The organism is Delftia sp. DS1230 (genome assembly GCF_040112715.1).
GTDB classification, from domain to species: Bacteria; Pseudomonadota; Gammaproteobacteria; order Burkholderiales; family Burkholderiaceae_C; genus Comamonas; species Comamonas tsuruhatensis.
In genome coordinates, this window is record NZ_CP157763.1 from 1,350,677 (window position 1) to 1,376,259 (window position 25,583).

General features: G+C 68.5%; 21 protein-coding genes and 2 tRNA genes. 5 read left to right on the plus strand and 18 right to left on the minus strand.

Annotated elements, in window-relative coordinates; genetic code table 11:
* Window positions 1-87: 87 nt before the first annotated feature.
* From creC to AAN986_RS06110, 5 genes are read right to left on the minus strand one after another with little or no spacing between them, the layout of a single operon-like run.
* A complete protein-coding gene (creC, locus tag AAN986_RS06090; protein ID WP_047217072.1) occupies window positions 88-1,548 on the minus strand; it encodes a two-component system sensor histidine kinase CreC in 1,461 nt (486 codons plus the stop codon).
* 16 nt (window positions 1,549-1,564) lie between these two features.
* Window positions 1,565-2,272, minus strand: coding sequence for a two-component system response regulator CreB (creB, locus tag AAN986_RS06095; RefSeq protein ID WP_047217071.1), 708 nt, complete (start codon window positions 2,270-2,272; stop codon window positions 1,565-1,567).
* A gap of 45 nt (window positions 2,273-2,317) precedes the next feature.
* Window positions 2,318-3,220, minus strand: coding sequence for an RNase adapter RapZ (rapZ, locus tag AAN986_RS06100; RefSeq protein WP_016445709.1), 903 nt, complete (start codon window positions 3,218-3,220; stop codon window positions 2,318-2,320).
* A 4-nt stretch (window positions 3,221-3,224) separates the two neighbouring features.
* Complete coding sequence (gene recN / locus AAN986_RS06105) at window positions 3,225-5,000, minus strand: DNA repair protein RecN (RefSeq protein WP_046986090.1); 1,776 nt, start codon at window positions 4,998-5,000, stop codon at window positions 3,225-3,227.
* 2 nt (window positions 5,001-5,002) lie between these two features.
* A complete protein-coding gene (locus AAN986_RS06110) occupies window positions 5,003-5,899 on the minus strand; it encodes an NAD kinase (RefSeq protein ID WP_016451050.1) in 897 nt (298 codons plus the stop codon).
* Window positions 5,900-5,929: 30 nt separating this feature from the next.
* On the opposite strand from AAN986_RS06110, the gene hrcA reads away from it, so the two are divergent.
* The 3 genes from hrcA (at window position 5,930) to AAN986_RS06125 (ending at window position 7,335) form a co-directional block, all read left to right on the plus strand.
* Window positions 5,930-6,934 (plus strand): heat-inducible transcriptional repressor HrcA, encoded by a 1,005-nt coding sequence (gene hrcA, locus AAN986_RS06115; protein WP_016445711.1) that lies wholly within the window; start codon window positions 5,930-5,932, stop codon window positions 6,932-6,934.
* 67 nt (window positions 6,935-7,001) lie between these two features.
* Window positions 7,002-7,080: transfer RNA gene (locus tag AAN986_RS06120), tRNA-Ile, on the plus strand.
* Window positions 7,081-7,258: 178 nt separating this feature from the next.
* A tRNA-Arg gene (locus AAN986_RS06125) sits at window positions 7,259-7,335 on the plus strand.
* A gap of 79 nt (window positions 7,336-7,414) precedes the next feature.
* Here AAN986_RS06125 and AAN986_RS06130 read toward each other — a convergent pair.
* The 5 genes from AAN986_RS06130 to AAN986_RS06150 form a co-directional block, all read right to left on the minus strand.
* A complete protein-coding gene (locus AAN986_RS06130) occupies window positions 7,415-9,793 on the minus strand; it encodes a CHASE2 domain-containing protein (protein WP_047217070.1) in 2,379 nt (792 codons plus the stop codon).
* 27 nt (window positions 9,794-9,820) lie between these two features.
* Complete coding sequence (locus AAN986_RS06135) at window positions 9,821-11,611, minus strand: FecR domain-containing protein (protein WP_047217069.1); 1,791 nt, start codon at window positions 11,609-11,611, stop codon at window positions 9,821-9,823.
* Window positions 11,608-12,321 carry a response regulator transcription factor gene (locus tag AAN986_RS06140; RefSeq protein ID WP_047217068.1) on the minus strand — a complete coding sequence of 238 codons (714 nt, stop codon included), beginning with the start codon at window positions 12,319-12,321 and terminating at the stop codon, window positions 11,608-11,610. Before AAN986_RS06140 ends, AAN986_RS06135 begins: the two co-directional genes overlap by 4 nt.
* A 95-nt stretch (window positions 12,322-12,416) precedes the next feature.
* A complete protein-coding gene (locus AAN986_RS06145) occupies window positions 12,417-13,709 on the minus strand; it encodes a tryptophan--tRNA ligase (protein ID WP_017404606.1) in 1,293 nt (430 codons plus the stop codon).
* A 75-nt stretch (window positions 13,710-13,784) separates the two neighbouring features.
* Window positions 13,785-14,453 (minus strand): site-2 protease family protein, encoded by a 669-nt coding sequence (locus AAN986_RS06150; RefSeq protein WP_026062180.1) that lies wholly within the window; start codon window positions 14,451-14,453, stop codon window positions 13,785-13,787.
* Between the two features lie 185 nt (window positions 14,454-14,638).
* Here AAN986_RS06150 and AAN986_RS06155 point away from each other — a divergent pair, with 185 nt between their 5' ends.
* Window positions 14,639-15,964, plus strand: a complete 1,326-nt coding sequence (locus tag AAN986_RS06155) for a methyl-accepting chemotaxis protein (protein WP_047217067.1) — start codon at window positions 14,639-14,641, stop codon at window positions 15,962-15,964.
* 77 nt (window positions 15,965-16,041) lie between these two features.
* On the opposite strand, the gene AAN986_RS06160 is transcribed toward AAN986_RS06155, so the two are convergent.
* Together AAN986_RS06160 and AAN986_RS06165 are read right to left on the minus strand one after the other, a co-directional pair.
* Entirely contained in the window at window positions 16,042-16,686 is a 645-nt protein-coding gene (locus tag AAN986_RS06160) for an L-threonylcarbamoyladenylate synthase (RefSeq protein ID WP_016445718.1), read from the minus strand.
* Between the two features lie 25 nt (window positions 16,687-16,711).
* Window positions 16,712-17,575 (minus strand): 3',5'-nucleoside bisphosphate phosphatase, encoded by an 864-nt coding sequence (locus AAN986_RS06165; RefSeq protein WP_016445719.1) that lies wholly within the window; start codon window positions 17,573-17,575, stop codon window positions 16,712-16,714.
* A 211-nt stretch (window positions 17,576-17,786) separates the two neighbouring features.
* Between AAN986_RS06165 and AAN986_RS06170 the strand changes: the two genes are divergently transcribed.
* Complete coding sequence (locus AAN986_RS06170) at window positions 17,787-19,559, plus strand: methyl-accepting chemotaxis protein (protein ID WP_046984442.1); 1,773 nt, start codon at window positions 17,787-17,789, stop codon at window positions 19,557-19,559.
* Between the two features lie 57 nt (window positions 19,560-19,616).
* On the opposite strand, the gene AAN986_RS06175 is transcribed toward AAN986_RS06170, so the two are convergent.
* The 6 genes from AAN986_RS06175 to AAN986_RS06200 all read right to left on the minus strand — a co-directional run bounded on the left by AAN986_RS06175 (window position 19,617) and on the right by AAN986_RS06200 (window position 25,550).
* Window positions 19,617-20,279 (minus strand): DUF799 domain-containing protein, encoded by a 663-nt coding sequence (locus tag AAN986_RS06175; protein ID WP_017407772.1) that lies wholly within the window; start codon window positions 20,277-20,279, stop codon window positions 19,617-19,619.
* A gap of 1 nt (window position 20,280) precedes the next feature.
* On the minus strand, window positions 20,281-20,655 hold the full coding sequence (locus AAN986_RS06180; RefSeq protein WP_034364091.1) for a DUF4810 domain-containing protein: 375 nt from the start codon (window positions 20,653-20,655) through the stop codon (window positions 20,281-20,283).
* Window positions 20,652-21,332, minus strand: a complete 681-nt coding sequence (locus tag AAN986_RS06185) for a CsgG/HfaB family protein (protein ID WP_016445723.1) — start codon at window positions 21,330-21,332, stop codon at window positions 20,652-20,654. The genes AAN986_RS06180 and AAN986_RS06185 overlap by 4 nt, the downstream gene beginning before the upstream one ends.
* A 98-nt stretch (window positions 21,333-21,430) precedes the next feature.
* A complete protein-coding gene (gene recJ / locus AAN986_RS06190; RefSeq protein ID WP_047217066.1) occupies window positions 21,431-23,149 on the minus strand; it encodes a single-stranded-DNA-specific exonuclease RecJ in 1,719 nt (572 codons plus the stop codon).
* Between the two features lie 10 nt (window positions 23,150-23,159).
* Window positions 23,160-24,158, minus strand: coding sequence for a phosphoglycerate mutase (locus tag AAN986_RS06195; protein WP_047217065.1), 999 nt, complete (start codon window positions 24,156-24,158; stop codon window positions 23,160-23,162).
* A 66-nt stretch (window positions 24,159-24,224) separates the two neighbouring features.
* Window positions 24,225-25,550, minus strand: a complete 1,326-nt coding sequence (locus AAN986_RS06200) for a sulfatase-like hydrolase/transferase (protein ID WP_047217177.1) — start codon at window positions 25,548-25,550, stop codon at window positions 24,225-24,227.
* Between the last annotated feature and the right edge of the window lie 33 nt (window positions 25,551-25,583).

Consider the following 25,583-nt stretch of genomic DNA (forward strand, 5'->3'; position numbering starts at 1 on the left):
CGGGGGCTGTGTGGCCGGAATGAAGTCTGTGAAGTGAAGGTGAAGTCGGGTTCGCGCCTCCAAATCCGAGTGAACAGGCCCTGGAGGTCAGGGTGTCCGCTGTGGCCAGTTCAGCGTGACACGCAGGCCCGGGTGGGCGTTGGCGGCCTGCATGCTGCCGCCGTGCAGCAGCATGATGCGCAGCACGATGGACAGGCCCAGTCCCGTGCCGCTGCGCTCCCCGTTGGGGCGGGGGGTGGTGAAAAAGCGTTCGCCCAGCCGGCCGAGTAGCGCCTCGGGCACACCGGGGCCGTGGTCGCGCACGCTGACGCGGCCGGGCTCCAGGTCCACGTGGATGCTGCTGCCCTCTGGGGCGAAGTCGATGGCGTTGCTCAGCAGGTTGCTGAGGGCCAGCACCACCAGGTCCTGCTCCCAGGGGCCGCTGCTGTCCTGGCCGTGCAGCACCAGCCGGATGCGGCGCTGGTGCGCTGCGCTGTGGACTTGCGCCATGGCCTGTTCGGCACAGGCCTGCAGGCTGCAGGCCGTGTGCGCGTGCAGGGCGCGGCGCTGCTCCAGCTGGCTCAGGCGCAGCAACTGGTCCACGAGGTTTTGCAGGCGCTGGCACTGGTCCACCACCTGGCGCGCGAACAGCTCGCGGTCGGCGGCTGGCAGGTCTTCCTGCAGCAGCTCGCCTGCGCCACGGATGGCAGCCACGGGGCTCTTGAGTTCGTGCGTGAGGGCGCGCACATAGCCCTCGATGTAGTCGCGCCCCTCCAGGCGGCTGCGCATGTTCTCCATGGCACGGGCCAGTTCGCCCAGCTCGCCGGGCATGCGCGGGGCTTCGGGCATGGGGGGCGCCGTGGTGGGCGAGGCGGCCTCGTTGAGCGTGGGCGCCTGTACCTGCTGGGCATAGCTGCGCAGGCGCCGCACATGGATGACCAGCCACCAGGTCACGGCAAAGCCCACGCCGGCCGACAGCAGGAGGAACAGCAGGCCGCCGCGCAGCATCTTGCTTTCCGCGCTGTCCACGATCTTCTGCACCGAGTGCGCGGGCTTGGAGGCCGTGAGCACGCCCGCAATGCGGCCTTCCACCATGATGGGGGCCGACACATACATGACGCTGCTGGCCTCGTCGTTCTGCACCTCGCGCGTGGTGCGCGCGCCGTATTCGCCGCGCAGCGTGCGGTGCACGTCGCGCCAGCGCGAGTAGTCGGCGCCCTGGTCCAGGCCGGCCGAGTCGAACAGCACCAGGCCTTGCTGGTCGGTGATGGTGACGCGCATGTCCAGGCTGGTCTTGCGCGTGTCCCAGATCCAGACCTTGACGGTCTGGTTGGCATAGGCCTGCATGTGGTGCGCGAAGCGGCTGTCCGCGGGGCTTTGCTGCAGCACGCCGCTGGCCATGTCGTCGCTGGCCAGCGCGGCCAGGGCGTAGGCGGTTTCGACCAGCGTGTCCTCGGTCACCTTGCGCACGCTGGGCTTGACCTCGACCATGAAGACGCGCAGCACGAAGAATGCGGCCAGGCCGTTGATGACGAAAAAGGCGAAGAACAGCCGCAGTCCGAGGCGCATGGCGTGCGGCGGCGCGTCAGCCCGGCAGCGTCAGGCTGTAGCCCATGCCGCGGTGGGTGGTGATGAAGTCCTGCTGCGGCACCTGGGCACGCAGCTTGGCGCGCAGGGTCTTGACGTGGGTGTCCACGGTGCGGTCCGTGCTGTCGCTGTCCTGGCCCCAGATGCTGTCGAGCAGGAACTCGCGGCTCAGGATGCGCCCGGGGCGCTCCAGCAGGCAGCGCAGCAGCTGGTACTCGCGCCGCGTCAGCTCCAGGGGCACGCCCTGCATGCGCACGCGCTGGCCTTGCGTATCGATGCTGAACAGGGCATCTGCCGGCGGCGCTGTGCTGGATGTGGGCGCGGGCTGCAGGCGCTGCGCACGGCGCAGCAGGGCGCGGGTGCGGGCCACCAGCTCGCGCGGGCTGAAGGGCTTGGTCAGGTAGTCGTCGGCGCCCAGCTCCAGGCCCAGCACGCGGTCCATTTCCTCGCCGCGTGCGCTGAGCACCAGCAGCGGCACGGCGGCGCCGGCCTGGCGCAGTTCGCGGCACCAGTCCAGGCCGTTGCCATCGGGCAGGCCCACGTCCAGCAGCAGGGCATCGGGCGGCTGCGCCTGCCATTGCGCGCGTGCATCGGCCAGCTGCAGGCAGTGGCGCACGGCGATGCCGTCACGCTCCAGCGCATAGCAGACGGTGCGCGCGATGGCGGGATCGTCCTCCACCAGCAACACGCGCGGGGCGTTCGTCATCGGCATGCCTTGCATCGCAGTACTCCGGGAGCGGACCCTGGCGCTTCAGATGTCGTGCGCAAGCAGGTCGGCAGGCTTGGGGGTGGGCCGGCTGTCCAGCGAGCGGTGCCGGCACAGCGTGGGCCAGCGCGGGGCGAAGTGCCGCGCCAGTTCCTCGACCAGGAAGACCGAGCGGTGCTGGCCCCCCGTGCAGCCGATGGCCACGGTGACATAGCTGCGGTGATTGCTGGCCATCATGTCCAGCCAGGATTCCAGGAACTGCTGGATGTCGCGGCGCATCTGGTCCACGCCGGGCTGCTGGCGCAGGAACTCGGCCACGGGCGCATCCATGCCGGTCAGCGGGCGCAGCTGGGGTTCGTAGTGCGGATTGGGCAGCATGCGCACATCGAATACATAGTCGGAATCCGAGGGCAGGCCGTGCTTGAAGCCGAAGGACTGGAAGACCAGGGTCATCTGGCCCACCGGGGCCGCAATCAGCTCCTTGATATAGCTTTGCAGCTGGGACGAGCGCAGGTGGCTGGTGTCGATGACATGCGATTTCTCGCGCAATTCGCCCAGCAGTTCGCGCTCGGTTTCTATGTCCTGCACCAGGGCGCGGCGGCCCTCGGCGACAGGCCCTTGCGACAGAGGATGGCGGCGCCGCGTTTCGGAGAAGCGCCGCACCAGGGTGCCCGTGGTGGCGTCCAGAAAGACCAGGTGGGGCACGACACCCTGGCGCTGCAGCCGCTCCAGCTGCCCGGGCAGGTGGGGCAATCCCCCGGCGCTGCGCGCATCCATGGCGATGGCCACCTTGTTGCTGTGGCGGCCGTGCTCCAGTTCGACGAAGGCGGACAGCAGCTCGGGAGGCAGGTTGTCCACGCAGTAGTAGCCGGCATCCTCCAGCGCATGCAGGGCGACGGATTTGCCCGATCCGGACATCCCGGTGATCAGCACGATCTCAAGCGACATGGCATCAGCCTCCATTGGTGTTGCGCGCGCCGTTGGCCGCACGGCCCGGCTTGGGCCGGGTACGCTGCGCGTCGGCCTGCGGCCGCTGCCGGCCGGGCCTGCGCGGCGCCGGGCGGGGCGGGGGTGCCTGGCGCGCCATGGCCAGCATTTCGCGGGCATGGGCCATCGTGGTTTCGGACTGGCGCTCGCCGCCCAGCATGCGGGCCAGCTCTGCCTCGCGCGCGGTGCTGTCCAGCGGCTGCACGGTGCTGAGCGTGCCCTGCCTTGCGCGCTGCTTGGCCACCAGATAGTGGTGGTCGGCACAGGCCGCGACCTGCGGCAGATGGGTGACGGACAGCACCTGGCGCGATCGGCCCAGCGCATGCATGAGGCGGCCCACGGTCTCGGCGACGGCGCCGCCCACGCCCGAGTCCACCTCGTCGAAGATCAGCGTGCCGGCCTCGCCCAGCTCGCTGGTGGTCACGGCAATGGCCAGCGAAATGCGCGACAGCTCGCCGCCCGACGCCACCTTGGCAATCGGCTTGGGGCTGGCTCCAGGATGGCCGGCGACCAGGAAGGCCACGCTGTCCACGCCAAAGGCACCGGGAGAATCGGCTGTGGACAGGGCGGCCTCGAACAGGCCGCCTTCCATGCCCAGGCCCTGCATGGCCTGGGTGATGGCGCGCGACAGGCGCGGCGCAGCCAGGGCGCGTTGCTGCGACAGCACCCGGGCGCTGGCCTGGTAGTGCTGCTGCGCGGATTGCTCTGCAGCGTGCAGGGCCTCGATGTCCACGGCGGCATCCAGCTGCTGCAGCTCCTGGCGCCAGCCGGCCAGCAGTGCCGGCAGCTCATCGGGCGTGCGGCGGTAGCGGCGCGCCAGCTGCATCCACAGCGACAGGCGTGCATCCAGCTCGGCCAGGCGTTCGGGGTCCAGGTCGGCGCGGCGCAGATAGGCCTGCAGCGAATGGCGCGCATCCTGCACCTGGGCCGTGCACGAGGCCAGCACGTCGGCGATGTTCTGGAACTCGGGCTCCAGGTGTTCCTGGTTCTGTATCAGATGGCTGGCGCGGCCCAGCGGAGTGATCACGCCGGCCTCGTCGTCCTCCAGCATCTGCAGCGTGGTCTGGGCGGTGTCTATCAGGGTCTGGGCATGCGACAGGCGCGTGTGCTGGGCATTGAGCTCGTCCCACTCGTCGGCCTGCGGGGCCAGCTTGTCGAGTTCGGTGATCTGCCACTGCAGCCGTTCGCGTTCGCGCTGCAGGCTGTCCTGGGCTGATTGCGCATGCTGCAGGGCTTGTCGTGCCTGGCTCCAGCGGCTCCAGCAGGCCTGGACCTCGCGGCTGTCTATGCCCGCATAGGCGTCCAGCAGCGCGCGTGCTGCGTCGGGCCGCGTGAGGCTTTGCCAGGCATGCTGGCCGTGGATGTCGATCAGCTGCTCGCCCAGTGCGCGCAGCTGCGTGGCCGTGGCCGGCGTGCCGTTGATCCAGGCGCGGCTGCGGCCCTGGGTGTCCACTGTGCGCCGCAGCAGCAGGCTGTTGTCCTCGCAGGCCAGGCCTGCCGCCTCCAGCCAGGGGCGCAGCCGCGCGCAGCCGTCGAACTCCACGCAGATATCGGCCTGGGGGCAGCCTTCGCGCACCACGTCGGCGTCGGCGCGGGCGCCCAGGGCCAGCTGCAATGCATCGATCAGGATGGATTTGCCGGCGCCGGTCTCGCCGGTCAGCACGGTGAAGCCCGCATGCCAGTCCAGATCCAGGGCCTGCACGATCACGAAGTCGCGCAGCACGATGCGCTTGAGCGCCATGGTCAGGCGCCTCCCTCGTTCCAGCCCAGTTTCTTGCGCAGCGTGGCGAAGTAGTTCCAGCCCTTGGGGTGCAGAAAGCGCACGCTGTGGTGGGCGCGGCTCACGAGGATGCGGTCGCCGTGCTGCAGCGAGGCCAGCGACTGCATGTCGAAATTGGCGCTGACATCGCGCCCGGCCACGACTTCGATCGTGACCTCGTTGGCATCGGACAGCACGATGGGGCGATTGGACAGGTTGTGCGGCGCAATGGGTGCCATGACCCAGGCGGGGATGGACGGATGCATCATCGGCCCGCCGGCGGACAGCGCATAGGCCGTGGAGCCCGTGGGCGTGGCCACGATCAGGCCGTCGGCGCGCTGGTTGGAGACAAAGCGGCCGCCGACCTCGATGCGCAACTCCACCATGCCGGAGGTGCCGCCGCGGTTGACCACCACGTCGTTCATGGCCAGGGCCTCGAACACGCATTCGCCCTCGCGGATCACGCGGGCGCACATCAGGGGACGCAGGTCTTCTTCGTACTCGCCCTGCAGCATGGGGGTGAGCGTGGCCTCGAAGTCCTCCAGCGCGATGTCGGTGACAAAGCCCAGGCGGCCCTGGTTCACCCCGATCAGGGGCGTTCCGTATTGCGCCAGGTGCCGGCTCACGCCGAGCATGGTGCCGTCGCCGCCGACGACCAGGCCCAGGTCGCAATGCCTGCCCAGGCCATCGACATCGAGGGTGGGGTAGTCTGTGAGCCCTGCGTGCAGGGCCGATTGGGTATCGAGCACGACTTCGCAGCCCTGGCGCCTGAGGAAGTCCGCAATGCGCTCGAGCGCGTTGCTGGCATTCTCGGACGGGGCGCTTGCGCTGGGAGCGTGGTACTTCCCGATCAAGGCAACGTGGCGAAACGTGGACGTCATTTCTGGAAATTACATCATTAAAATCATCACATGCTCGACGAACGTGCCAAGTTGTTGCTCAAAGCGCTGATCGAGCGTTACATCGCTGACGGCCAGCCTGTGGGCTCGCGGACCCTGTCGCGTGCGTCGGGGCTTGAATTGTCGCCTGCCACGATACGCAATGTGATGGCTGACCTCGAAGACCTGGGGTTGATCATCAGTCCGCACACCTCGGCCGGCCGCATTCCGACCGCCCGGGGCTACCGGCTGTTTGTGGACACCATGCTCACGGCGGACCGTGCAGATATCGTGACGCCCGAGCTCGTGCCCGAGCAGCCGCAGAAAGTCATCGCCAACGCCGCCAATCTGCTGTCCAGCCTTTCCCAGTTCGTGGGCGTGGTGCTGGTGCCTCGCCGTACCTCGGTGTTTAAGCACATCGAATTCGTGCGACTGTCGGAGCGGCGCTTTCTGGTCATCATCGTCTCGCCCGACGGTGACGTGCAAAACCGCGTCATCTTCACCGACGTGGATTACTCTGCCTCCCAGCTGATCGAGGCATCGAACTTTCTCAACAGCCACTACGCAGGCCTGGCCATGGAAGAGGTGCGCGAGCGCCTCAAGGGCGAGGTCGAGCTTTTGCGCGGCGAGGTGGCCACCCTCATGCAGGCAGCCGTCAACGTGGGCACGGAGGCCATGACCAGTGCCCAGGAGGACGTGGTCATCGCGGGCGAGCGCAACCTGCTGTCGGTCAGCGATTTCTCCAGCGACATGGGCAATCTGCGCCGCGCCTTCGACCTGTTCGAGCAAAAGACCCAGATCCTCAGGCTGCTGGATTTCTCCAGCCAGGCCGAAGGTGTGCGCATCTACATCGGGGGCGAAAGCCAGGTCGTGCCCTTCGAGGAGCTGTCCGTGGTCAGCGCGCCCTACGAGCTCGATGGCAAGGTGGTGGGCACGCTGGGCGTGATCGGCCCCACCCGCATGCACTACGACCGCATGATCCAGATCGTGGACATCACCTCCAAGCTGGTCAGCAACGCGCTGAGCCACAAGCGCTGAGCCGCGCAGGTTAGGATCTACAATAGCCGTTTGCCATGGCGTGCATCCGCGCTGCCTTGGTGAATCAGGGGCCTTAGCTCATGCTTGGTTAGAGCAGCGGACTCATAATCCGTTGGTGCCCAGTTCGACTCTGGGAGGCCCTACCATCCATTGGTATGAAAAAGCCTGCCGCCTTTCCGGGCGGCAGGCTTTTTTGCTGGGAGCGACGCTGCCGGCTGGCATGGCTGCGCCCGGCTGCCGTTGAATGCGACTTCCAGGTTTTTTGCAGAAATATGGCGCTTTTGCCTGGAAGCTCCAAAACCCGCTGCTACAATGCGAAGCGTTGCGGCTGTAGCTCAGCTGGATAGAGTACTTGGCTACGAACCAAGGGGTCGTGGGTTCGATTCCTGCCAGCCGCACCAAAAAACGCAAAGCCCTGAAGTTAAAAGACTTCAGGGCTTTTTCGTTTTCACGGGCCATCCGCCGGGATGACACCCCCGGTCAGGCTTGCTGCGCCTTCGGCAGCACGATGCTGAAGGTGCTTCCCTGGCCTGGCGCGCTTTCTATCTGCAGCTGCCCGCCATGGCGGGCAGCCACGGTGCGTACAAAGGCCAGCCCAAGGCCTGCGCCGTCCAGGTGCTGATGGTGGTCCAGGCGCTCGAAGGGCTGGCTCAGGCGGGCGACGGCCTGTGCATCCATGCCGGGTCCGTGGTCCCGGATGGCGATGCGGCAATGGCCGGCGTCCTGCAGCAGTAGGCATTGCACCGTGGCGCCGCTTGCCGGTTGCCCGTGCGCTCCGTACTTGATGGCGTTGCCGATCAGGTTGACGGCTGCGCGGTGGAGCATGCCCGGGTCGCCCAGCACGGGGCATTCCTGCTCGGGCAGGCTGAATTCCAGCTGCACATGGGCGGCGCTGGCCTGGGCCCAGCAGCTTTCCACGGCCTGGTCCAGCACCAGGCCCAGGTCCAGCTGCTGCCGGCGCAGCGCCTGCTGCTGGGCACGAGCCAGGTGCACGAAATCGTCGGCCAGCTGCAGGGAGGCCTGGGCATAGCCTTCGATGCGCGGGAGCAGCATGCCCAGGTCGGGCGCTTGTACGGAACCACGCTGCATCTCCAGCAAGGTGATGATGGATGCCACGGGCGCCCGTATGTCGTGCGAGATGAACTGCATGGCCTGGTCGCGCTGGGCCTGGGCGCTGCGCAGATCGCTGATATCGACCAGGGTGATCAGCCAGCCTGTGGTGGGCGGAGCCTCGAAGGCCTGGACCAGCAGCATCAGGCTGCGGCCGCGGCCGTCGCGCCCCTCGCTGCTGAGCGGCAGGCCGCCGGCGGCAAGCGCCCTGGCCGTGAGCAGCGGGCTGCCGGCTTGCGGGCCGGGCGCCGTGTCCAGCGCCCGCAGGCCATCGAGCAGCCTGGGAAGGGAGTCGCCAGCGCGCAGGTCGTGATCCAGGCTGCGCGCATAGGCATGGGCCGCGGCATTGGCCAGCAGCACATGGCCCTGGCGGTCGCAGACAAAGGTGGGCGAGGGCAGCTGGCGCAGGCTTTCGCTGACGAAATGGTGCAGGGCGCGCAGTTGCCGCGAAGCCTGCTCGACGGCGGCAATGCGCTGGTCCAGCAGGTCGCCGCCCAGGCGCAGCGCGGTGGGCAGGCCCTGGCCCTGCAGGTCTCGCAGTTCCAGCGCCAGAAAGCGGGCGGCGGCGCGCAGGCGCAGCCAGCTCCACAGCGGATAGGCCAGGGCCAGGCCCAGCAGGGCTGCGGCAGGGGCCGTCTGCACCTGCCAGATGCGTGGTGCCAGCCCGGCCAGCGACAGGCAGGCCAGGGCCAGCAGCGCGCAGGCCAGCATGCCGCCCGAAGGGCCCAGCCAGGCCAGGGCCAGCAGGGCCAGCAGCACGGCTGCGGTGTTGAGCGCACGGTCCAGCCCCGCCGAAGCGCGGTGTACGTGCGAGCCCTGCAGGCTGCCGTTGAGCACATGGGCCAGCATTTCCACGCTGGAGATGGGGCGCGCGCTGGCACCCAGCGGTGCGGTGAACTGCGCTCCCAGTCCGGCGGCCGTCGTTCCTATGAGCACGTATTTGCCGCGAAATGCCGCAGCAGGAATGCGGCCGCGCAGCACGTCGATGTACGAATAGGTGGTGAAGGGCGAGCGGTCACGCGCGCCCTGCTCGGGCCTGGCCTGTGCGAAGGCAATGATCTCCCGCTGGCGGCGCTGCCATGCGGGTGTGCCGGGGTCCAGCGGCGGCACGGGTTCGGGGCGGGCGCATGCGCGGCCGTGCTGGCCCACGCAGTGCAGGGCCAGCGCCATGTGCCACCAGGGCTGCTGCGCGCTGCCTTCAATGGCATGGAAGCTGCGCACGGCGCCGTCGGAATCCACGGGCAGCTGGGTGTGGCCCAGCGCTGCCGCAGCCTGTGCAAAGGCCGGCAGCGGATCCGTGCCCGGCGCCACGGGCAAGGCGGTGCGGCCGCTGCGCTGCAGGACGTGCGCCAGCAGCAGATCATCGCCTGGATAGTCCAGATCTTCTTCGCTGAGCATCACGTCCAGGCCGATGGCGCGCGGCGGGGCCTGGCTGATGCGCTCCAGCAGGCCCGCGTGCAGGGCACGCCGCCAGGGCCAGCGGCCTATGGCGTCGATGCTGGCATCGTCGATGGCCACGATGACGATGTCCTGAGATGCCTTGGGGCGGTGCAGCCAGCTGGCCGTGTCCTGCACCAGTCCGTTGATGCGCTCCAACTGCCCGTCACCGCTGAGCCAGAACACCAGGGACAGCAGTCCCGCCGCCAGCAGCAGCCAGTCCCGCCGCAGCCCCCGGCCACGCGCGGGCGCCGGCTGCACCTGCTGCGCCGGCGTGGCGGGACTGTCAGGCGAAGGCGGCAGGGTGGACAAGCGCGGTCAAGGATTGAACGGGTGCGGTTACTGGCGCTGCAGGCGCTCTCCGCTGCCCGATTGCATCATCTCGCCGCTGGCATCGACGATCCAGCTGCCGGTGCGGAACTGGCGTGCGGCCGAGAAATCGCTGCGCAGGCCGTTGGCGTCCTCGATCTGCAGCCGCAGGTAATAGCTGCCTGCGGGCAGGTCCTCGGTGCTCCATTGCGGCTGGTCGGTCCAGAGGTCAACCAGCGGCGCGGTGAACTCCTGGTCGCGCGCCACCATCACGTGGTAGCGCTGGCCGGGCTCGCCACTCCAGCGGATCTGGCGGCTGCCCTCGGCGGGGCCGTCGCCCATCTGCAGCGCGCTGGCCGAGGGCTGGGGCGGCACGGCCGCCAGCTGCATGGCCTGGGCTGCGGCGAACGGGCCCTGGTCGGGCTTGCCGTCGGCCAGCGTGCGGATGCTGGCGGCGCGCCAAAGATAGCGGCCGGCCGGCAGCCGGGCCAGCGCGGCTGCGGGCAATGTGCAGTCGTTCAGGTCGCGCGCGTCGATGGCGGGTTCGGCAAAGCCGGCCTGGGCATCGGCAGAAACGACCTGGATGCGGTAGCGCACGGCGCCCACCACCTTGGTGCACTGCAGGCCGGCGCGGCCCAGGCCCACGGTGGCGTCGGCCTGCGGTGATTCGTACAGCGGCGGCACGGGATGGGCCTTGACGCGCAGGGCGCGCCGGCTGGCTGCACCCGGAATGCCCTGGGCGTCGATGCCGCGCAGGGACAGTACATAGTCGCCATCGTCCACGCCTGCCAGGCGCAGCGGTGAGGCCGTGGCCTGGAAGCTGGCGCTGCGCAGCACCTGGGTCATGTCCGCGTCGCGCGACAGCTGCAGCTGGTAACGCACGGCGCCGGGCAAGGCCGGCAGGGGCAGGCTGATCCAGTTGGCGTCTTCCGCCAAGGCGGGCCAGGCGGTGATGTCGGGCGCACCCAGCATGGGGCGGGGTTGGCCGACGCGGCCGTCTGCCGCCACGGCCACGCCCTGGCCGGGGTGCAGCAGCGCATCGCCGGAAGGTGCGCCAGAGGCGTCCGAGCCCACGGCGACCGTGCCTTCATCGACGGCGGCCGCTGTCCTGCCTGCCGCATCGGTCTGCACCAGGAAACGCGTGCCCCGCACGCTGGTCGATGCCGCAGGCGTGCGCACTTCGAAGCGGCGCTGGGCATTGCCCTGCTCGGGGGGGACCGAGGCCTCCACGCTGCCTTCTCGCAGGTCGATCACGGACTGCAGGCTGCCGGCCCGGCCCTTGCGGCGCATCTGGCGCAGCAGGACATCGGACTGCGACTGCACGCGCACCAAAGAGCCATCGGCCAGGCGCACGGCCACAAAGGCGTCCGGCGCAAGCTGCAGTCGATCGCCTTCCTGCAGCGTCTGTCCCTTGCGCAGGACCTGGCCTGCGTCTTCGGCCGAGCCGCCTTGCGTGTCGGCCAGATGGTCGAGCGCGCGTGTGCTGCGCGCATCGCCCTGCACGAATTCCACGGAGGCCACGGCGGCGCGCAGCAGGCGCACGGGAATCTCCAGCACGGAGCCGGGCCGCAGGCGGTACGGGTTGGCCACGCCGTTGTGCTGCTGCAGCTGGGTCCACTGGCGTGCATCGCCCAGGTAGCGGCTGGCCAGCTGTTCCAGGGTGTCGCCTGTGGCTACGCGGTGGGCGAGCATGTCGCCGCCGCTGGCGGCGGGTTTGATCTGGGCCTGTGTGGCGGCAGCGCCCAGCAGGGCCAGGCTTGCCAGCAGGCAGGCCCGCGCGACGGGCCCGCGCAGGCTGGCGGCGAGCAAGAGTCTGTTCATGGTGTTTGAGGTGCCGCCTGCAATGCCTCGTCAGGCACGTCCAGGCGGTAGCCGTAGCCGTACACGGCGCTGATGGCGTAGGGCTGACCGGCGCGCAGGTTCAGCAGCGCGCGCAGGCGCGAGATATGTGTGTCCAGCGAGCGCGACTGCACTTCGGCGTTGTGGCCCCACACGGCTTCGCGCAGGTGTTCGCGCGACAGCAGGCGGCCCTGGTTCTGGAACAGCGTCAGGGCCAGCGTGTATTCGCGATGCGTCACCTCGATGGGCTGGCCATTCACTTCCAGGCTGTTGGTGGTGGTGAGGAACCGGAAGGGGCCGAACTCCAGCACGCTTTGCGTGTTCACCGGATAGGCGCGGCGCAGCAGGGCGGCCATGCGCGCGCGCAGCTCGCCGTGGCGCACGGGCTTGACCATGAAATCGTCTGCGCCGCAGGACAGGCCTTCGACGATGTCGGCCTCTTCGCTGCGGTGGGTGATGATGAGGATGGGCAGCTCGCGGCTCACATGGCCACGCGTCCACCGCACCAGGTCCGTTCCTTCCATGTCCGGAAGGTGCCAGTCCACGATCAGAAGGTCGAAGCTCTCGCGGCGCAGTTCCAACTGCAGGGCCGAGCCCGTCTGGTAGGTGTGGCAGCTGTGGCCCGTCTCCAGCGCAACCTGACGCAGCATCTCCAGTTGCAGCGGATCATCGTCCAGAGCAGCGATACGCATCCCAATGTCCTTTCACGCAAGCGCCAGAATCCCGGGCGCAGGGCTTGCGGGCAAGACTGCCCGCAAATATGCGGTTTCTCAAGCGAAGCTTACCCTTACTCCGAAGCATCGCGCAGTTGCTGCAGGGCGGCCAGCACCAACTGCGCGTCGGCGGGCTGCAGCCGGGACTGCAGTGCGGACAGGGCCGCCTCGCCTTCCCTTTGCAGTTGGCCGATGGCCTGGCCGGCTTCCTTGGGGGCGTCGAAGCCCAGGCTTTGCAGCAGCAGCTGGCCGTCGGCAGCCACGAGCTTGAAGTAGAACTTGCCGTCGGCTTCGCGGTATTGCTTGAACTGGGGTAGGGCCTGCTTCGCGGCCTTGGCCTTGGCGGCCACGGGGGCCTGGGCCAGGCTGCGCAGGCCGACGGCCGAGCGCAGTTCGCGGATCAGGGGCAGGGTCTCGCGGCGGGCCTTGGTGGCGCCGGCCTGCAGGATGTCCTCCAGTTCGCCCGGATGGGCCACCAGGTGCTCGTAGCGCTCGCGCATGGGGGCCAGCTCGCGGTCGATGCGCTCGAACAGCTGCTGCTTGGCGTCGCCCCAGGCAATGCCTTCGGCGTACTGGCGGCGCAGCGCCTCGGTTTCTTCCTCGCTGGCAAAGCCCTGGTAGATCTGGAACAGGGCCGAGCCCTCGACTTCCTTGGGCTCGCCGGGCGTGCGCGAATCGGTGGTGATGCTGCCGATGAGCTTGCGCAGCTGCTCGCGCGTGGAGAACAGCGGGATGGTGTTGTTGTAGCTCTTGCTCATCTTGCGGCCGTCCAGGCCGGGCAGCGTGGCCACGTTGTCCTCGACCTGTGCCTCGGGCAGCGTGAAGAACTCGCCGCCATAGATGTGGTTGAAGCTGGAGGCCATGTCGCGCGCCATCTCGATGTGCTGGACTTGGTCGCGGCCCACGGGCACCTTGTGGGCGTTGAAGGCCAGGATGTCGGCAGCCATCAGCACGGGGTACATGAACAGGCCGGCAGTCACGCCGTCATCGGTCTCGGCGCCGTCCGCGTGGTTCTTGTCCACGGCCGCCTTGTAGGCGTGGGCGCGGTTGAGCAGGCCCTTGCCGGTCACGCAGGTCAGCAGCCAGCACAGCTCGGGGATCTCGGGGATGTCGGACTGGCGGTAGAAGGTCACATGCTCGGGGTCCAGCCCCGCCGCCAGCCAGCTGGCCGCGATCTCGATGGTGGAGCGCTGCACGCGCGCCGGGTCCTGGCACTTGATCAGTGCGTGGTAGTCGGCCAGGAAGTAGAAGTTCTCCACCTCGCGCGAGCGGCTGGCCGCGATGGCCGGGCGCAGCATGCCGGCATAGTTGCCGAGGTGCGGGGTTCCGCTGGGAGTGATGCCGGTGAGGAAACGGATAGTGCTCATGACGGGAGACTGCGACAGGCAATAGAGAGAAAAGAAGGGAATCTGACGGGCAGGCTGGGCGGGTCTGCCGCGCGTTCAGCGCAGCAGCGCGATCAGCGGCGTCAACGCGAGATCGATCACGGCATAGCCGAGATCCATCAGCGGCCGCAGCCACAGGCTGCCGACCACGCCGGCGATGACCAGTCCCATGACGATGAAGAATCCCCAGGGTTCGATCCGCGCCACCCATTGCGCCTGGCGCCAGGGCAGCAGGCCGACGAGGATGCGCCCGCCGTCCAGCGGCGGCAGCGGGAAGAGGTTGAAGGCCCACATCACCAGATTGACCAGGATGCCGGCGCGGCACATTTCAATGAAGAAGCGCTCGCCCACTCCCGATCCGACCAGAACCACGAGCAGCACGCCCCACATCAGCGCCTGCACGAAATTGGAGGCCGGGCCCGCCAGGGCCACCCAGATCATGTCGCGCTTGGGGTTGCGCAACTGGTCGAAGCGCACGGGCACGGGCTTGGCGTAGCCGAACAGGAAGGCGCCCGAGGTGGCGAAATACAGCAGCAGCGGCATCAGGATGGTGCCGATGGGGTCGATGTGCTTGATGGGGTTGAGCGTGATGCGTCCCATCATGGCGGCCGTGTTGTCGCCGAAGTGGCGTGCGGCATAGCCGTGGGCAGCCTCGTGCACCGTGATCGCGAAGAGCACGGGCAGGGCATAGATGAGTACGGTCTGGATGAGGTTGGAGATGTCCACGGCGGGCATTGTCTCAGACGGCGGCCACCCTTGCCGCTGGGCACCGCCAGAGCCCGTGCGCAGCGCTGCGGCCGACCGGATATGGTGGTTTCCCGCGGATTGGCAACAGCCGCCTCTATGTTGCAAAATGAAACAGCAATGCGATGGGCGAATCAACAGGTTTTTCACCAAGGCCCTCGGGCCATATGGACAAGAGGTGGCACGTGGGCGTACTGGGCTTGGGCAGGCTGCCGATAGGCTGGCGGCTGGTGATTGCGTTCGGCGGTATCAATCTGCTGGTGTTCACGATGATGGCGGTCACGGTGCTCTCGCTGGGGCAGGCCGAGCAGGCGTTGGCGGCCGGCGGGGCGACCACGGTGGCCGAGCAGGCGCTGGTGCACACGCGCTGGTGGGTGCTGGGCCTGGGGGCGGCCGTCTGCACACTGGCCCTGGTGGCCTGGTTCAGCCTGCGGCGCGGCATCGTGCAGCCGCTGGGCCAGGCCATCCTGATTGCCGAAACGGTGGCCGCCGGCGACCTGAGCCAGGAGTTTTCGACCGAGCTGCAGGGCGACTTCGGCCGCCTGCTGGGCGCGCTGGGCACCATGGAAGACACGCTGACCGAGCTGGTCGGCCGCATCAAGCAGTCCACGGATTCCATCGGCCTGTCGGCCGGTGAGATCGACGCCGGCAACACCGACCTGTCGCGCCGCACCGAGGCCCAGGTCTCGGCGCTGGCCCAGACGGCGGCCAGCATGGAGCAACTCACGGCCACCGTGCGCCAGAACGCGGAGCGCGCGCATTCGGCCAGCGGCCTGGCCGTCGATGCATCGTCCACGGCCAGGCGCGGGGGGGCCGTGGTGGGCGAGGTGGTGCAGACCATGGAGGCCATCAGCGGCAGCTCGCGCAAGATCGTGGACATCATCCAGGTCATCGAAGGCATTGCCTTCCAGACCAATATCCTTGCGCTGAACGCGGCCGTGGAGGCGGCACGCGCGGGCGAACAGGGTCGGGGCTTCGCCGTGGTGGCCAGCGAGGTGCGCAGCCTGGCCGGCCGTTCGGCCGAGGCTGCCAAGCAGATCAAGGAACTGATCACCACCAGCGTGCGCCAGGTGGAAAGCGGCGCGGGCCTGGTCAACCAGGCGGGCGCCACCATGCAGGAGATTGTCGGCGCCGTGGGCCAGGTCTCGGGCCTGCTCGGCGAAATGTCGCAGGCCCTGCGCGAGCAAAGCGAAGGCATTGCCCAGGTCAACGCCGCCGTGGGCCACATGGACAGCGCCACCCAGGAGAACGCGGCCCTGGTGCATCAGGCCTCGCGTGCGGCCTCAGCGCTGAGCGAGCGCGCCCAGGAGCTGGAGCAGGCCGTGGGCGCCTTCAAGCTCGATGACGAGCCGCAGGACGCTGGCGCTGGCGTGCGGGTGCAGCCGCAGAAGCCGTCGATGGCTCCCGCCGCAGTCTTGTCCGCCGCTGTGACGAGGCCGTTGCAGCGCGCGCCGGCTGCTGCACCCCGGCCCCTGGAGTGGGCGCAGCACTGAACGCCTTTCAGGATCAAGCTGCAAAAACAGACGCCGGGCATGCCCGGCGTTGATGCTTGTGCGGGGGGTGGGGTGATTCAGGTCATTTCCAGGCCCAGGGCCTCCAGGCTGCCCCGGCCTTGCCGCACCACGGTGGGCGGATTGCCCAGGGCCATGGGCACCAGGTCGATCACCGTGGTCGGCTCCGAGGGGCAGGCACCTGCATCGACGATGGCATCGAGCTCGTGGGGAAAGCGCTCCAGGATGGCATCCGCGTCATGCAGGGCCTCGGTCTCTCCGGGCGGGATCAGCGTGGTGGCGATCAGCGGCTCGCCCAGCTGCTCCAGCAGCAGCTGCGTGCCCTTGCGGTCCGGCACGCGCAGGCCGATGGTCTTGCGCGAGGGGTGGCTCAGGCGCTTGGGCACTTCCTTGGAGGCTTCCAGGATGAAGGTGTATGGCCCCGGTGTGGCCAGCTTCAACAGCCGGTACTGGCGGTTGTCCACGCGCGCATGGCTGGACAGCTCCGACAGGTCGCGGCACAGCAGCGTGAGGTGGTGCTTGTCGTTGATCTGGCGGATGCGGCGCAGCCGCTCCACCGCAGGGCGGTCGTCCAGATGGCAGACCAGTGCATAGCTGGAGTCCGTGGGAATGGCCAGGATGGCGCCCTGGCGCAGCATGTCGGCGGCCTGCTTGATGAGACGGGGCTGGGGATTGTCGGGGTGGGCTTCGAAGCGTAGGACCATGGTGTGCGTTGTTTGCGGGAAGGGCTCAGGCCGGCTGAATGCGCTCGCCCAGCAGTTCCCATACCGGCGTCAGCTGGCCCGGCAGGTAGGGCAGGTCGCCCAGGTCGGTATGCGACTCCTCGGGGCTGTGGAAGTCGCTGCCGCGCGAGGCAGCCAGGCCGAACTCGCGGGCCATGTCGGCATAGACGGCGTACTCGCTGGGGCGGTGGCTGCCGGTGACGACCTCCACGCCCTGGCCCCCATGGGCCTTGAATTCGGAAAACAGCGCGTACTCCTCGTTGGCCGTCAGCGCATAGCGGGCCGGGTGGGCGATCACCGCCACGCCGCCGGCCTGCGTGATCCAGCGCACGGCGTCGGCCAGGCGCGCCCAGGTATGGGGCACGTAGCCGGGATGGCCTTCGGTCAGGTAGTGGCGGAACACCTCGCCGGTGTCGCGGCAGCGGCCGGATTCCACGAGAAAGCGCGCGAAATGCGTGCGCGAGATCAGCGCGGGATTGCCGGCAAAGCGCAGCGCGCCTTCGTAGCTGCCTTCAATGCCGGCCAGCTCCAGCTGGCGGGCCATCTCGCGGGCGCGGGGACCGCGTCCGTCGCGCGTGGCATGCAGGCCTTCGACCAGGGCCGGGTCGTCTGCGTCAAAGCCCAGGCCCACGATGTGCACCGTGGTGCCTGCAAAGCTCACCGAGATCTCTGCGCCCGTCAGGTAGTCCAGGCCGCAGGCGCGCGCTGCGGCGGCTGCGCGGTGCTGGCCGCCGACCTCGTCATGGTCGGTCAGCGCCCACAGCTGCACGCCGCGGGCTGCGGCACGTTCGGCCAGTTGTTCAGGCGTCAGCGTTCCATCCGAGACCACGGAGTGGCTGTGCAGATCGGCATTCAGATAGGACTTGGGCACCGGCCCATTGTAGGTGTCGGTCCTTTTCCGAGCCTGGCGCTGCGGCTGGGGACTTCCCTGAGTGCGGGTTTACCGCCCTCAATAGTGACAGCGGCATGACGATGATCAGCCAGGCGCCGTCAAGGGTGGACAAGAATGATTGCCCGGAGCGAAGGTCGGCGGGGCGCCATGGCCAGGCTCCGGCATTGTTAGAAAAAAGATCGGTTTTTCCATGAATCTGAATCAAATCACCGTCGCCCAGAAACTCTGGGCCCTGGTGCTGGGACTGCTGGTGAGCATGCTGGCGGTCAATGGCGGCATCCTGTTCTATCTGCACGGAGTCAACGAGAAGATCAACACCGACGTGATGACCGCGCAGCGCGGCGCCACGCTGGCGCGCGAGTGGCGGCATCTGACCCAGATGAGCGTGGAGCGCTCCATCGTCGCGGCCATGTCGCCCGACGAGACGCTGGCGGCGCAGCAGCGCGCGCTGATGAGCAAGGGCATAGAACGCATCAACGTGCTGCAAAAGCAGGTGGGCGAGCTGCAGCTCGATGCCAAGGGCAAGCAGGCGCTGGAGGCCGTGGCGGCCGAGCGCCGGGAAACGCTCAAGGCCAACTCGGCGGCCCAGGATGCGCGCAAGGCCAGCGACTTCGCCTCCACCTTCGACATCGTGGAAAAGCAGCTGCGCCCGGCGGCCGAGCGCTACAACACGGCGCAGGAAGCCTTTGTGCAGCAGCAGGAGCGCCAAAGCGAGCTGGCGCGCGAGGAGGGCGTCGCCCACCGCACCCGGGCCTACTGGATCGGCGCCCTGGCCAGCGCGCTCATCGTGGCCCTGGGCCTGTTCATGGGCATGGCCATCATGCGTTCCATCACACGGCCGCTGGACCAGGCCGTGGCGCTGGCCGACGGCATTGCCGCAGGCGATCTCACGGGGTCGGTGCAAAGCAACCGGGGCGATGAGCTGGGCCATCTGCTGCAGGCGCTCAACGGCATGGCCCAGCGGCTGCGCGGCGTGGTGGGCGAGGTGCGTTCGGGCGTGGAGTCCGTGTCCACGGCCTCCAACCAGATCGCCAGCGGCAACCAGGACCTGTCCTCGCGTACCGAGCAGACGGCGGCGAATCTGGAGGAGACGGCGGCCAGCATGGAGGAGCTGACGGCCACCGTCACCCAGTCGGCCGATACGGCGCGCCAGGCCAACCAGCTGGCCGCCACGGCCGCGCAGGCGGCCGAGCAGGGCGGTGCCGTGGTGGCCCAGGTGGTCACCAGCATGCAGCAGATCACGGACAGCAGCCGCAAGATCGCCGACATCATCGGCGTGATCGACGGCATTGCCTTCCAGACCAACATCCTGGCGCTCAACGCCGCCGTGGAAGCGGCCCGCGCCGGCGAGCAGGGCCGGGGCTTTGCCGTGGTGGCCGGCGAGGTGCGTTCGCTGGCGCAGCGCAGTGCCGAGGCCGCCAAGGAGATCAAGCTGCTGATCACCACCAGCGTGGACAACGTGCAGTCGGGCTCGCAGCAGGTGGAGCAGGCGGGGCGCTCCATGGAGGAAATCGTCTCCAGCGTGCGCCGCGTCAGCGACCTCATCGGCGAGATCACAGCCTCGTCCACCGAGCAGCGCGACGGCATTGGCCAGGTCAACCAGGCCGTGAGCCAGCTCGACCAGATGACGCAGCAGAATGCGGCCCTGGTCGAGGAATCCAGCGCGGCTGCGCTGGCCATGCAGGACCAGGCGCGGCGCCTGTCCGAGGTGGTGGCGGTGTTCAAGCTGGGGCAGGAAGGCAGTGCGCTGGCACCGGCCCGGGCGCAGGCGCCCGCCAGTTCAGCCGCCGTGGCGCGCCGACCGGCAGCAGCCCCTGCAGCGGCGGCGCGTCCCGCGCCCGCGGCACGCCCGGCTGCCGCCGTGCGCAATGCACCGGCGCCCCAGATCCAGCCGCCTGTGGCCAAGGCGCCCGCCCGGGCACCTGCCAAGGCCGGCGCGGACGACGACTGGGAGACCTTCTAGCGGGAGGAGCGGGGATGCAGGCCGGCGCGTCCATGTGCGCCGGCTTGCAGGCCTTCGTCAGTTGCGCGGTTTGCCGTAGTCGGGCGAGCGCGGGCCCGGCAGCAGTCCGCGCTGCGCCATGGGCGACAGCAGGCGCTGGTTGGCGATGGAGGCGATCTGCACGCTGCGGTCGTTCATGGTGTCCAGGATCTGGTTGAGCAGTGCCGTCACCAGAATGCCGACCAGTCCGCCGCCCGAGCTTTGGCCTTCGGCACTGGAGGCCGTGGCGCTGCCGTCCCACAGCTGTGTGCCGGTACGCAGGTCCACCAGTTTGGCGTCCAGCGTGACCACCGAGGCGCTGCTGATCACCGCATAGCTGGTGCCGTAATTGCGGATGTTCAGGTACAGGGCCGCATCGGCGCCAAAGATTTCACGGAGCTTGGCCACGGGCAGTTCCTGGGCGTCGTCGGCGCTGACGATGCCGTTCTGGCGGAACATTTCCTCGGTGACCGCCACGGGCAGGACGTAGTAGCCAGCCTCTGCCAGCGGCAGCGTGATCTGCGACAGCACGCCGGCCGGCGCATTCACTTCCGGCGACTGGTTCAGCGCGGGCATGACCAGGATGGATGCAGGCTTGGATGCCCGCAGTGCCGAATAGTCATAGGGCGCAGTGGTGGCGCACCCGGTCAGTGCGACGGTCATGGCCAGGGCCAGGGTCTTGATGTGTGTGCTCAGGCGCATCTCAATCCTTGCGGGCCGTGAAGGTTTGCAGCAGCGTGTCCATGAACTTGGCGGATTCGGGGAAATGCTGCTTTTCCTCTGCCAATTGCTGCACCGTCTTTTCGTTGTTGCCGGTCCGGGAATACAGCATGGCCATATGGGCGCGATAGCCGGGGGGCAAAGCCTTTCCCTCGGCCTGCACCTTCAGGCGGGTTTCTTCCAGCTTGAGCAATTGGTCCTCGGCGCCTGTGCTTCCGTCATCCTTGAGGTATTGATAGACCTGGGGCTGGTAATCGTTCCAGGCATACAGAGGCTGGCGCGGTGCGGCGCAGCCGGCCAACGAGGCGCAAACGGCCAGTGCAGCCAGGGTTGCGGCCGAATGGGGAATCTGCTTCATTGCGCGGGCTTCCATGCACCGCTGTCCATGCCGGCCGCCAGCTTGTCCACGGCTTCGCGGATGGCCAGATCCAGCACCTTGCCATTGAGTGTGGAGTCATAGCCGGCCGTGCTGCCGAATCCCACGATTTCCCGGTTCGACAGGCTGTATTCGCCTGCGCCCTGCACCGAATAGACGACTTCGGAGGTCTGCACCCGGACGATGTTCAGGCTGACCTTGGCATAGGCCACCTGCTCCTTGCCACGGCCGAGCACGCCGAAGAACTGGCGGTCCCCGACCACCTTGCGGCCGAACTCGCTCACGTCGCCGGTCACGACGTAGGTGGCGCCCTTGATCGCCTGCTCCTGCCGGTTGAAGCCCGCTTCCTGGCGGGTCTCGGACATGTTGTCGCGGTCCAGCACGCTGAATCGGCCGCTTTGCTGCAGGTGGGTTACCAAGATGGTTCTGGCCTGGCCACCGAGGCGGTCGACTCCGTCCGAGAAAATGCCGCGCTGGAAGCTGGAGCGGTTGTCGAACTTGCCCACGGAAATGGGGCTGCGCGGGCCTTGATAGGCGCTGTATGCAGAAGCGGGTTTGGCCGTTTCAAGCGTGCGCGATTGCTCGGTGGTGGCGCAGCCGGAAAGGCCGGCGGCCAGGGTGATGGCAATGGCCGTGCAAGGCCACAGGCGAGAAGTCATGAGTTTTTCCCCGGTTTTCTTGGAATGAATTTGCAATAAATTGTTGCAAAAAACCGGGGATATTAACCGAGCGGCGCCGTGAAGGGCCGGTGGGATCTCTAGGAAATGTCCGAATGAACGCCCTCGATCAGGAATTGCACCTTGCGCTCTCCGCGCCATTCATTGATGTCCATGCGAAATGCAATGCAGGCCGATGACGGCAGCGGGTCGGTATGGCCGAACCAGATGCCGTCCACGGTTTCGCCCTGATGGCGCAATTGCAGTTTCAGGTGCTTTTCCCCGACCAGGCGCTGTGACAGCACTTCCAGCTGTTCACTGAAGGTGGGAGGCGCAAAGCCCTGGCCCCAGACCGCGAGATTGAGCTGCTCGACCATTTCCGGCTTGCGGAAATCCGGGTCCAGAGGCCCGTCGGTTTCTATGCGCCGCGTCAGCGTGGCCGCGTCCAGCCATTCCTGGGCCACCTGGGCCAGGGCCTTCTCGAACACGGCGAATCCGGCTTCGGCAATGGTGCAGCCGGCCGCCATGGCGTGGCCGCCGAAGCGCAGCAGCAGGCCAGGGTGGCGCTTGGATACCAGGTCCAGCGCGTCGCGCAGGTGAAAGCCGGGAATGGAGCGGCCCGAGCCCTTGAGTTCATGCTCGTGCCCCGGCGCGCCGCTGGCTGCGAAGACGAAGCTGGGCCGGTGCATGCGGTCCTTGATGCGCGAGGCCACGATGCCGACCACGCCTTCGTGGAAATCGGGGTCGAACACGCTGATGGCCGCCGGCGGCGTCATGCCGTCCGTGCACAGGCCCTCGGCCATGAGCAGGGCCTGCTCGCGCATGCCGCCTTCCAGCTCGCGGCGCTCGCGGTTGATGGCGTCCAGCATCTGGGCCAGGTTGGCTGCGCGGCCTGCGTCGTCCGTGGTCAGGCACTCGATGCCGATGGTCATGTCGGACAGCCGGCCTGCGGCATTGATGCGCGGGCCCAGGGCAAAGCCGAAGTCGAACGTGGTGGCCGCAAAGGCCTTGCGGCCGGCCGCGTCGAACAAGGCCTGCAGGCCCGGCTGCATCTGGCCTCGGCGTATCTGCTTGAGGCCCAGGGCGACCAGGCGGCGGTTGTTGGCGTCCAGCTTCACCACGTCCGCCACGGTGCCCAGGGCGACCAGGGGCAGCAAGGCCTCCAGACGGGGCTGGCTGGTCTTGTCGAAGCGGCCGCGCGCGCGCAGTTCGGCTCGCAGGGCCAGCAGCACGTAGAACATCACGCCGACACCGGCCATGGACTTGCTCTCGAAGCTGCAGCCGGGCTGGTTGGGGTTGACGATGGCGTCGGCCAGCGGCAGGTGGTTGCCGGGCAGGTGGTGGTCGGTGACGACCACCTGCAGGCCCAGGGACTTGGCCTCGGCCACGCCTTCGACGCTGGCAATGCCGTTGTCCACGGTGACCATCACGTCGGCGCCGGTTTCCTTGACACGGCGCGCGATGGGGGGTGTCAGGCCGTAGCCGTCCACCACGCGGTCGGGCACCAGGTAGCTGACCTCGGCCGCGCCCAGCATGCGCAGGCCGCGCCAGCCCACGGCGCAGGCGGTGGCGCCGTCGCAGTCGTAGTCGGCCACGATGCACAGGCGCAGGCCGCGTTCTATGGCGTCGGCCAGCAGTTGCACGGCGGCGTCCATGCCCAGCAGGCCCGAGGGGGCCAGCAGGCGCGCGGGCGTGTCGTCCAGTTCGTCGGCGGAGCACACGCCGCGTGCGGCGTAGAGCTGGGCCAGCAGCGGGTGGACACCGGCCTGGCGCAGTGCCCAGGCCTGCTGCGCAGGGATCTCGCGGGGAATGATTTTCATGGGCAGTGTGTCAGAGCATGCGGCCCAGGTCGGGCAGGGCGCGGGGGCCGAAAAGGCCCGCCAGCCTGTCCAGCCAGCGCGGCGGGCGGCTGCTCCATGCGATGGCATGGCGTTCGCCGCACAGCGTCAGCGTGAGCGGGTGGCCTGCGCGCACGCGCTCCAGCAGGCGGGCGATGAGCCCGGCGTCCAGCGCCTTCCAGGCCTCGCGCCACGCAGCGGGGTTGCCCTGCAGGGCTGCGGCGTGAAGGTCGTCCAGGCATTGCACGGCGGCCTTGGCGCCGGTGGCCGAGCCGGGCTGCAGGCGCCCGGCGCCGTGGACCCAGAAGGCGTTGATGGGCACCTGGCCGCGCGCGGCGCGGGCGTCGTTGAAGACATGGGTATAGAGCAGCATCTGCACCTCGCTTTGCAGGCGGTGCAGGGCGCGCGCCTGCTGCGCATCGGGCAGCCAGGGCCGCACGTCGCGGCCGATGACGCGGTCCATGGAGGCCGTGGCCAGGTCATCGAACAGCGCACCGCGCGCCAGCCAGCGCTGCGGCTGCTGGTACTCCAGCACGATGCCGTCGTCAGCGAACCAGGGCGCCAGCAGGGCCAGCAGCTGGCGGGATTCCTCATCGCTGAGGGGTGTGGTGGCGGGATCGCTCTGGTGCACCTGGTCTGCGCCTATGTGCCAGTGGCAGGGCGTGACATAGGCGCAGGCCTGCGCCGTCTCACCGGCCTGCCAGGCGGCCCAGGCAATCAGGCCCGGTGCATCGGGCAGGCCCAGCGAGTGCGCCAGGGCGCGTTCGTGGGGGGGAGAAAAATCCATCTCCGTGCCGGTCTGTGCGGGCGCGGGCTGCATCAGCGCCAGCAGGGATTGGAGATGGGGCAGCTCCAGTCCGCCCCAGACGGCCGCGACGGCAGCGTCATCCGCTGCATCCGAGGACGGACCGCCGGCATAGGGAATGATCCATTCGGTCGTTTCCTCCAGCGGGGCTTGGGTGGAGGACACCAGGGGCGCGGTCAAAAGCATGGCCGCTATTGTCGGGCATGGGGTGCCGCAGTGCCGGCGCCTTCGTTTTTCCCCTTGGAGCGCGGTTCAGCGCTGGGGCATGTCGCGGGCCGAAGAGACCAGGCTGACCGTGGCCTCCTCGGGGATGGACGGCATGCCCTGGTTCCAGTCTTCCCAGGCGCTGCGCATGGCGGCCAGACGCTCGGGCGCGCGCACTGCCTGGTTGGCGCGCTCGCGCTCGTCGCTGGCCAGGTCGAACAGGTAGTCGATGCCGTCCACGCGCAGGTACTTCCAGTCGCCGTCGCGCAGCGCGCGTTGGCCGCGGTGCTTCATGCGCCAGTGCAGGGTGCGTGGGAATTCGGCATCTTCGGCCCGCAGCACGGGCAGCAGCGAGATGCCGTCCAGCGCATGGCCCTCTGGCGCCTGCACGCCGGCGGCATCCAGCACCGTGGCCGACCAGTCCATGCTCATGCAGTGCTGGGGGCTGCTGCGGCCCGCCGCTATGACGGCTGGCCAGTGCGCGATCCAGGGCACGCGTATGCCGCCCTCGGTCAGGTCCATCTTGCCGCCGACCAGGGGCCAGTTGTCGGAGAAGCGTTCGCCGCCGTTGTCGCTGGTGAAGACGATGAGGGTGTTGTCCAGCTGCCCGTTGGCGCGCAACGCCTCGACGATCCAGCCTATGCCTTCGTCCATGTGGTGGATCATGCGGCGGTACTGGTGGATGTTGCCGCCGTCCAGGTGGGCAATGCCTGCGCCCAGGGCCTCGGCCGTGCTGCGGTCATCGCGCGTTTCCCAGGGCCAGTGCGGCGCCGTGTAGTGCAGGCTCAGGAAGAAGGGCGCATCGCCTTGGGCCATGCGGTGGACGAAGTCCACGCTGCGCTGCGACAGCAGGTCGGTCAGGTAGCCCTCGTCGTGGTGCTCCTCCTCGCCCACCCACAGGTCGTGCTGGCCCGAGCTGCTCAGGTGGGTGAAGTAGTCCACGCCGCCTGACATGGGGCCGAAGTATTCCTCGTAGCCCGAGCGCAGCGGGCCGAAGTTCGGCGGGTAGCCCAGGTGCCACTTGCCGATCAGCGCCGTGCGGTAGCCCGCATTCCTGAGCATCGATGCGACGGTGGGCATGTCCGGCGGCAGGCCCAGCTTCTCGCCCAGCGGCGTGCCGCGTGTCCTGCTGTTGATGGGCTCCTCGGCCGCGCCGCGCAGGCGGTACTGGTAGCGCGCCGTGGCCAGGGCAAAGCGCGTGGGAGAGCACACGGGCGAGTTGGCATAGCCCTGGGTGAGCCTGAGGCCGCCGGCGGCCAGGCGGTCGAGCACGGGCGATACCGGGCCGAAGTCGGCCGCCCGGCCGCCGTAGCAGCCGAGGTCGGCATAGCCGAGGTCGTCGGCCACGATGAAGAGGATATTGGGACGGGACATGGAAATGCGCTCTGTGCAGGGTCGTGGGCGGGA

Coding starts and splice junctions, on each gene's coding strand:
- creC (WP_047217072.1), bottom strand. CDS start 1,548: ATGCGCCTCGGACTGCGGCTGTTCTTCGCCTTTTTCGTCATCAACGGC.
- creB (WP_047217071.1), bottom strand. CDS start 2,272: ATGACGAACGCCCCGCGCGTGTTGCTGGTGGAGGACGATCCCGCCATC.
- rapZ (WP_016445709.1), bottom strand. CDS start 3,220: ATGTCGCTTGAGATCGTGCTGATCACCGGGATGTCCGGATCGGGCAAA.
- recN (WP_046986090.1), bottom strand. CDS start 5,000: ATGGCGCTCAAGCGCATCGTGCTGCGCGACTTCGTGATCGTGCAGGCC.
- AAN986_RS06110 (WP_016451050.1), bottom strand. CDS start 5,899: ATGACGTCCACGTTTCGCCACGTTGCCTTGATCGGGAAGTACCACGCT.
- hrcA (WP_016445711.1), top strand. CDS start 5,930: ATGCTCGACGAACGTGCCAAGTTGTTGCTCAAAGCGCTGATCGAGCGT.
- AAN986_RS06135 (WP_047217069.1), bottom strand. CDS start 11,611: ATGAACAGACTCTTGCTCGCCGCCAGCCTGCGCGGGCCCGTCGCGCGG.
- AAN986_RS06140 (WP_047217068.1), bottom strand. CDS start 12,321: ATGCGTATCGCTGCTCTGGACGATGATCCGCTGCAACTGGAGATGCTG.
- AAN986_RS06145 (WP_017404606.1), bottom strand. CDS start 13,709: ATGAGCACTATCCGTTTCCTCACCGGCATCACTCCCAGCGGAACCCCG.
- AAN986_RS06155 (WP_047217067.1), top strand. CDS start 14,639: ATGGACAAGAGGTGGCACGTGGGCGTACTGGGCTTGGGCAGGCTGCCG.
- AAN986_RS06160 (WP_016445718.1), bottom strand. CDS start 16,686: ATGGTCCTACGCTTCGAAGCCCACCCCGACAATCCCCAGCCCCGTCTC.
- AAN986_RS06170 (WP_046984442.1), top strand. CDS start 17,787: ATGAATCTGAATCAAATCACCGTCGCCCAGAAACTCTGGGCCCTGGTG.
- AAN986_RS06175 (WP_017407772.1), bottom strand. CDS start 20,279: ATGCGCCTGAGCACACACATCAAGACCCTGGCCCTGGCCATGACCGTC.
- AAN986_RS06180 (WP_034364091.1), bottom strand. CDS start 20,655: ATGAAGCAGATTCCCCATTCGGCCGCAACCCTGGCTGCACTGGCCGTT.
- AAN986_RS06185 (WP_016445723.1), bottom strand. CDS start 21,332: ATGACTTCTCGCCTGTGGCCTTGCACGGCCATTGCCATCACCCTGGCC.
- recJ (WP_047217066.1), bottom strand. CDS start 23,149: ATGAAAATCATTCCCCGCGAGATCCCTGCGCAGCAGGCCTGGGCACTG.
- AAN986_RS06195 (WP_047217065.1), bottom strand. CDS start 24,158: ATGCTTTTGACCGCGCCCCTGGTGTCCTCCACCCAAGCCCCGCTGGAG.
- AAN986_RS06200 (WP_047217177.1), bottom strand. CDS start 25,550: ATGTCCCGTCCCAATATCCTCTTCATCGTGGCCGACGACCTCGGCTAT.